Origin of the sequence: Cryobacterium fucosi (genome assembly GCF_004403515.1) — a bacterium.
Classification (GTDB): domain Bacteria; phylum Actinomycetota; class Actinomycetes; order Actinomycetales; family Microbacteriaceae; genus Cryobacterium; species Cryobacterium fucosi.
Window position 1 is genome coordinate 1 of the sequence record NZ_SOHH01000083.1, and the last position, 5,547, is coordinate 5,547.

The window sequence follows — 5,547 nt, forward strand, 5'->3', positions numbered from 1 at the left end:
GCCGGACCACCGCGCGCCTGGCCGCCTCCTCGGCTGCCGCCCGGTCGGCCTCGAGCCGCCTGGCGAGGGCGGCGCTCCTGGCCTGGCCCGCCCGCACCCGCTCCCTGGCGGTTTCCACCTGCAGGCGGCACTCGATCTCGGTCTCACGGGCGGCCTCCACCTCCGCGTAGACGGCGTCGCGCGCACTCACGTCGAGGACAGGGCGAGGTCGCGCCCGCAGCGCCTCCAACTGCGCGGAGGTGCGAGCGGACTCGACCTCGGCGCCGGCGACGGCTTCGCCCGCCAGGCGCAGGCCGGTCGAGAGCCGATCGAGCTCGGCGGCTGCCGACTGGACCTGCACGGTGGCCCGGCCGGTCCTCTCGGCGTGGGCGGTGACGCGGGAGTCGGATTCCCGCTGCGCGGCACGCGCAGTGGAGAACTGTTCCTTGCCGTTTCGCAGCAGGCCGCGCTGTTCGGCAAGGTCGGCGCTCACCCGGTCGACCAGGGACCGGACCTCGCGGAGTCGGTCGGCGGCCGCGTCCCGGTCGGCGACCAATTCGAGCCTGCTCCGCCGGGCGCCGGAACCTCCGCGCAGCACGTGCTCGCTGAGCACGTCGCCGGCCAGGGTGATGATCGTCAGCGGCGCGGTGGCGCCGCCGACCAACAGTTCCTCCGCGGCCCTCGCACACTCGAGGTCATCGGCGACAACCATCTGTTCGAGCAACGCGAGAACTCCTGCCGGGGCCTCGACGACCGAGCGCGCCCAGGCCAGGCCGGGCCTGTCGGAGAGGTCGGGCCGGTCGGAGCGGTCGGGCCGGTCGACGATTCCGGGGCCCGTGCTCCCGGCGACGATGAGTTCGACCCGGCCGAGGTCGTCGGCGTGCGCAGTGTCGATGGCGTCGAAGGCGGCATCCCTCGTCTCCGCGAGCACGGCGTCGGCCAGCGAACCGAGGGCGGCGGCGATCGCGGCCTCGTAACCCGGGTGCACGTGCACATGTTCGGCGACGAGGCCACGGATGCCGGTCAGCACCTGGGCGACGAGCGCGGACGAGCCGTCCTTCTGGTCCAGAGCGAGCGAGAGGGCGCCCGTACGTGCCGCGAGCGCGTCACGTTCGCGCTCGAGCGTGTGCAGTTCCTCGCGCAGGCGCTCCACCTCAGCCTCGGCCTCGGTCACGACGGCCTGGGAGCGTTCGCACGCCTCGGCAAGGTCGGCACCGTCGGCGTCGGCGGTCCCGGCGTCGGCGTCGAGCGCGTCGAGCGCGGCCTGGGCCGCATCGACCCGCCCGCTGGCTGCGTCGAATGCGTTCTGCTGGCGGAGCACCTCTCCCCTGACCGAGGCCAGCCGGGACGCCGCGGTCTCGGCCTGCCCCTTCAGTGCGGAGACCTCGAGGTCGTGGCGGGAGACCAGTGCCGCCTGGGCGGCGATCTCCACGTCGAGCGTGTCGAGCCGGCCGCGCGCGGCGGCGGATGCCTCGCGAGCGTTCGCGTGCCGGGTCTCGGACAGGCCGATCCGCTCCCGGAGCGCGTCGACTTCCGCGGCGGCATCCCGCAGCATGGCCGGGGTCACGCTCGGCCCGGTCTCGACGGACTCGGCCTGGTCGGCGAGCAGGGCCAGGCGCTGGTTGGCCAGGGTGTACAGCCCCCGGAGGCGTTCCTGCACGGACTCGAGTCCGAAACTCGTGCGCCGGGCCAGGTCGACGGCGTCGCCGATCTGGGCCTCTTCGAGCTTGCGCAGGCGCAGCCGCTTCTGATCGAGCTGTTCCTGCAGGACGATGCGCTCGGTGTGGCGCTCACTCTCGGTGCGCCCGTGCGCGTCGAGGGCGGTGCGCAACGCGACCACGTCGTCCGCGAGCAGCCGCGCCCGGGCGTCGCGCACGACCGCTGCGATCCCCTGGGCCTCGCGCGCCACCTCGGCCTGGCGGCCGAGGGGTTTGAGCTGACGCCGGATCTCCCCGGCGAGGTCGCTGAGCCGGGTCAGGTTGGCCTGCATCGCGTCAAGCTTTCGGAGGGTCTTCTCCTTGCGCCGGCGGTGTTTGAGGATGCCGGCAGCCTCCTCGATGAAGCCGCGCCGTTCCTCCGGGCTGGCCCGGAGCACGGCGTCGAGCTGCCCCTGGCCGACGATGACGTGCATCTCCCGGCCGAGGCCAGAGTCGCTGAGCAGTTCCTGCACGTCGAGGAGGCGGCAGGTCTGCCCGTTGATGGCGTATTCGCTCGCCCCGTTGCGGAACAGGGTGCGGGAGATCGTGACCTCCGAGTAGTCGATCGGGAGGGCGCCGTCGGCGTTGTCGATCGTCAGCGTCACCTGGGCCCGGCCGAGCGGGCCCTTCGTCGACGTGCCGGCGAAGATCACGTCCTCCATCTTGCCGCCGCGGAGGGTCTTGACGCCCTGCTCCCCCATCACCCAGGCGAGCGCGTCGACCACGTTCGACTTGCCGGAGCCGTTCGGGCCGACCACGCACGTCACTCCGGGCTCGAAGGCGAAGGTCGTGGGCTGCGCGAACGACTTGAACCCCTTGAGGGTGAGGCTCTTCAAATACAACGCTGCGCCCTTTCCGGCCGTCTGTACCAGTGTCTTGCGGGTCTGTCCTGCTCCTGCGGGTCTGTCCTGCGTCCTGCGGGTCTGCCGCCTGGATCAACGGTACCGGACAGATCGCGCCGGGCCGGGGAGGCGCGGGCCCGTCGAATTCGACGGAGATTTTGCCGATTTGGGGCTGAAACGGATGCCACGGGCCGGGTTTGCTCAAATTCTCCGTCGAATTCGACGGCGGGCGGGCCGCGAGGGGCGGGGCGCAGGACGTCCGCCGGTCAGGTCAGCGCAGCCGCTGGCAGCGCGGGCAGAGGTGGGACGACCGGTTCATGAACTGCTGTCGGATCAGGATGGTGCCGCAGCGCGGGCACGGTTTGCCCTGCTGCCCGTACGCGGCGAGGCTGTGTGAGAAATAGCCGGATTCGCCGTTGACGTTCACGTATTGGGCGTCGAAACTGGTGCCGCCCTCCGCGAGTGCACGTCCCAGGATGACTCGCACCGAGTCGAGCAGGAGCCTCGCCCTGACCCTGGACAACGACTCGGCGGGCTGGTCGAAGTGCAGGCGGGCGGCATAGAGCGCCTCGTCGGCATAGATGTTGCCGATGCCGCTGATCAGGGTCTGGTCGAGGAGAGCCCGTTTGACGCCCGTCTTCCTGCGGGCAAGGGCGGCCAGGAACGCCTCCGAGGAGAACGCAGGGTCGATCGGATCCCGGGCGATGTGGGCCACCTGCGACGGAATCAGCGTCGACCAGTCCCCTGACGCCGCTCCGGAGTGACCCGCCGCCAGGCCGTCGCGCGTCGGTTGCATCGTGTCGACCGCCATGCTGCCGAAGATGCGCTGGTCGACGAAATGGAGCCAGAGTTCGCCGTGCGCGGGGTGGTCGAGGTGCAGGCGCACCCGGAGCATCCGGTCTGCGTCGGAGCCAGGGGTCCGGAGGAGCACCTGCCCGCTCATGCCCAGGTGGATGACGAGGGCTCGCCCCGACTCCAGCGGCAGCCAGAGGAACTTGCCGCGACGCACGGCGCCGAGGATGCGCCGGCCCTCGAGCAGCCCGGCGAACGAGCCGGGCACGGGGTCGTGGCGGCGCAGCGAGCGTTCCTCGAACACCTCGACGGCGGCGATCACGGCGCCGGTGGCCGCCGGTTCGATCCCCGACCGGACGACCTCCACCTCGGGAAGTTCGGGCATGTCACGCGCCTTTCAGCCGGGGGTCAGAGGTCGCTGAGCACGGTCCAGGCGCCGAGCGCCGCGGCCATCTCGGCGTGCTTCTTGCTCGTACCCTCACCGGTCGCGGTGATGATGCCCACGGTGACGGTCGCGATGAAGACCTTCGAGTGGTCGGGACCGCTTTCGGCGATCTCGTAGACGGGCACTCCGGAACCGAGCCGGGCGGCGGCCTCCTGCAGGCTCGTTTTCGGGTCCATCGAGACTCCGAAGTGGCCCGGGTCGTTCAGCAACGGTGCGATCAGGCGCAGCACGAGCGCCGACGCGGCCGAGGCTCCCGAGTCGAGGTAGACCGCGCCGATCAGCGCCTCGACGGTGTCGGCGAGGATCGAACCCTTGTCTCGTCCGCCGGTGAGGATCTCACCGCGGCCGAGGCGGATGAACTCGCCCAGACCGATGCCGCGTGCGATTTCGGCGAGGGCGACGCTCGACACGAGGCTGGCCCTGCGCTTGGCGAGGCTTCCCTCGTCGAGGCGCGGGAACTCACGGTAGAGCATGACCGTGACGGCCTGGCCGAGGATCGAGTCACCGAGGAATTCGAGGCGTTCGTTCGTGGGCACGCCGCCGTGCTCGTACGCGTACGAGCGGTGGGTCAGTGCGAGTTCGAGCAGGCCCGGGTCGATCGATACGCCGAGGATCGCCGGAAGAGCCGAGATCCCGGATGCGTCGGTGCTCATGCGCCGACCGCCCGGCACAGGCCGATGCCGCGCCTCGAGGCGAAGCGTCCCTGATTCGGGCTGCTCGTCATTCGTCGGCGCGGCATCAGACGATCCGGCATCTGCTGGCCAAAAACCTTCTGACTAGACGTCAGCGACCTTGCGGCCCTTGTACTCCATGAACATCGCGGTGCCGGCGGCGTCGGTGACGACCTTGGCACGGTGGGGGAGGCTATAGACGACCTTGCCGTTTTCCATGGTCTTCACCAGGGTGGGGGCTTCGGCCTTCCAGCAGGAACGACGTGAGCGGGTGTTCGAGCGTGATTGCTTGCGCTTCGGGACTGCCATGACTACTTCTCTTCTCTATCTGATTCAGCCTGGATGTCTTCATCCGTGCCGATGCTTGCGGAAGCCTGGAATTCCATCAGCGCGGCCCACCGGGGATCGCGCTTTTCTTCTGGTTCGAGTTCAGGGGCCTCGGCAAGCCGCTGCCCGGTCTCTGGGTCGAGACCTGGGCAATCCGGCCGGCAAACCGGCTGGAAAGGCAGTGATAACACCACTGCATCCCTGATCAGAGGTTCAAGATCCACGTGGTCATCTTGAACTTCACACTCATAAGCTTCGTCTAGAGAGTACGCGAAAAGCTCGTGAAACTCGACTTGGACAGGCAACTCGATGTCAATCAGGCATCTTCCGCACTCGCCGGCGGCCTGTCCGGAGATCTGGGCGGACACGAGGATGCCCTCGTGCAGGGTCTCCAGGCGCAGGTTGACTGTCAGCGCGGAACCGGCTTTGACGGCAACCAGACCCTCTCCGAGGTCACCGGGCACGACGATGTCGAGGTGGCGCTCGTGCATGGTGCCTGGCCGGTTGATGAGGTCGCGCACATCGACCTTGTACGGGGTCTTCTTAAACTTGGTCACGGTGGGAGATTCTACGCGTCCGCGGGCAGGCTCTCGTTCCGTGCCACCCTCGACGGCTTCCGCACCGAGGCAGGCAGCACGATCGCACGGATGCGCACCGGCACCGGGGCGCCGGCGTGGATCGCGCGGGTGACCTGGTCGAGGTCCGCGGCCAGACCCGCGGAAGCCGCGCCCGGCGCGTCGCCGCCGGGCCGGCCGAAGCGCTGGCGCTCGGCGGCCACCAGAAGCCGCCGCAGA

Annotated in this window: 6 protein-coding genes; all 6 read right to left on the minus strand. The window is 69.8% G+C overall.

Features of this window, described 5'->3' with window-relative positions; genetic code table 11:
• On the minus strand, positions 1-2,518 hold a 2,518-nt coding region (locus tag E3T48_RS11890), incomplete at its 3' end, for a chromosome segregation SMC family protein (protein ID WP_134524271.1).
• A 271-nt stretch (positions 2,519-2,789) separates the two neighbouring features.
• The gene (gene mutM, locus E3T48_RS11895; RefSeq protein WP_134524272.1) at positions 2,790-3,695 is read right to left on the minus strand and encodes a bifunctional DNA-formamidopyrimidine glycosylase/DNA-(apurinic or apyrimidinic site) lyase; all 906 of its coding nucleotides are present in this window, start codon (positions 3,693-3,695) and stop codon (positions 2,790-2,792) included.
• Positions 3,696-3,718: 23 nt separating this feature from the next.
• Positions 3,719-4,408, minus strand: a complete 690-nt coding sequence (gene rnc / locus E3T48_RS11900) for a ribonuclease III (RefSeq protein ID WP_134524273.1) — start codon at positions 4,406-4,408, stop codon at positions 3,719-3,721.
• Positions 4,409-4,531: 123 nt separating this feature from the next.
• Positions 4,532-4,735: a 50S ribosomal protein L32 gene (gene rpmF / locus E3T48_RS11905; protein WP_134508074.1), complete on the minus strand. Its 204-nt coding sequence runs from the start codon at positions 4,733-4,735 to the stop codon at positions 4,532-4,534.
• A 2-nt stretch (positions 4,736-4,737) separates the two neighbouring features.
• Entirely contained in the window at positions 4,738-5,310 is a 573-nt protein-coding gene (locus E3T48_RS11910; RefSeq protein ID WP_134524274.1) for a YceD family protein, read from the minus strand.
• Between the two features lie 11 nt (positions 5,311-5,321).
• Positions 5,322-5,547, minus strand: a 226-nt coding sequence (locus E3T48_RS16785; protein ID WP_166789718.1) for a hypothetical protein, incomplete at its 5' end; no start/stop codon positions are given.

What these genes read in the sequence shown, in the direction of transcription:
- mutM (WP_134524272.1), bottom strand. Translation starts at nt 3,695, where the DNA reads ATGCCCGAACTTCCCGAGGTGGAGGTCGTCCGGTCGGGGATCGAACCG.
- rnc (WP_134524273.1), bottom strand. Translation starts at nt 4,408, where the DNA reads ATGAGCACCGACGCATCCGGGATCTCGGCTCTTCCGGCGATCCTCGGC.
- rpmF (WP_134508074.1), bottom strand. Translation starts at nt 4,735, where the DNA reads ATGGCAGTCCCGAAGCGCAAGCAATCACGCTCGAACACCCGCTCACGT.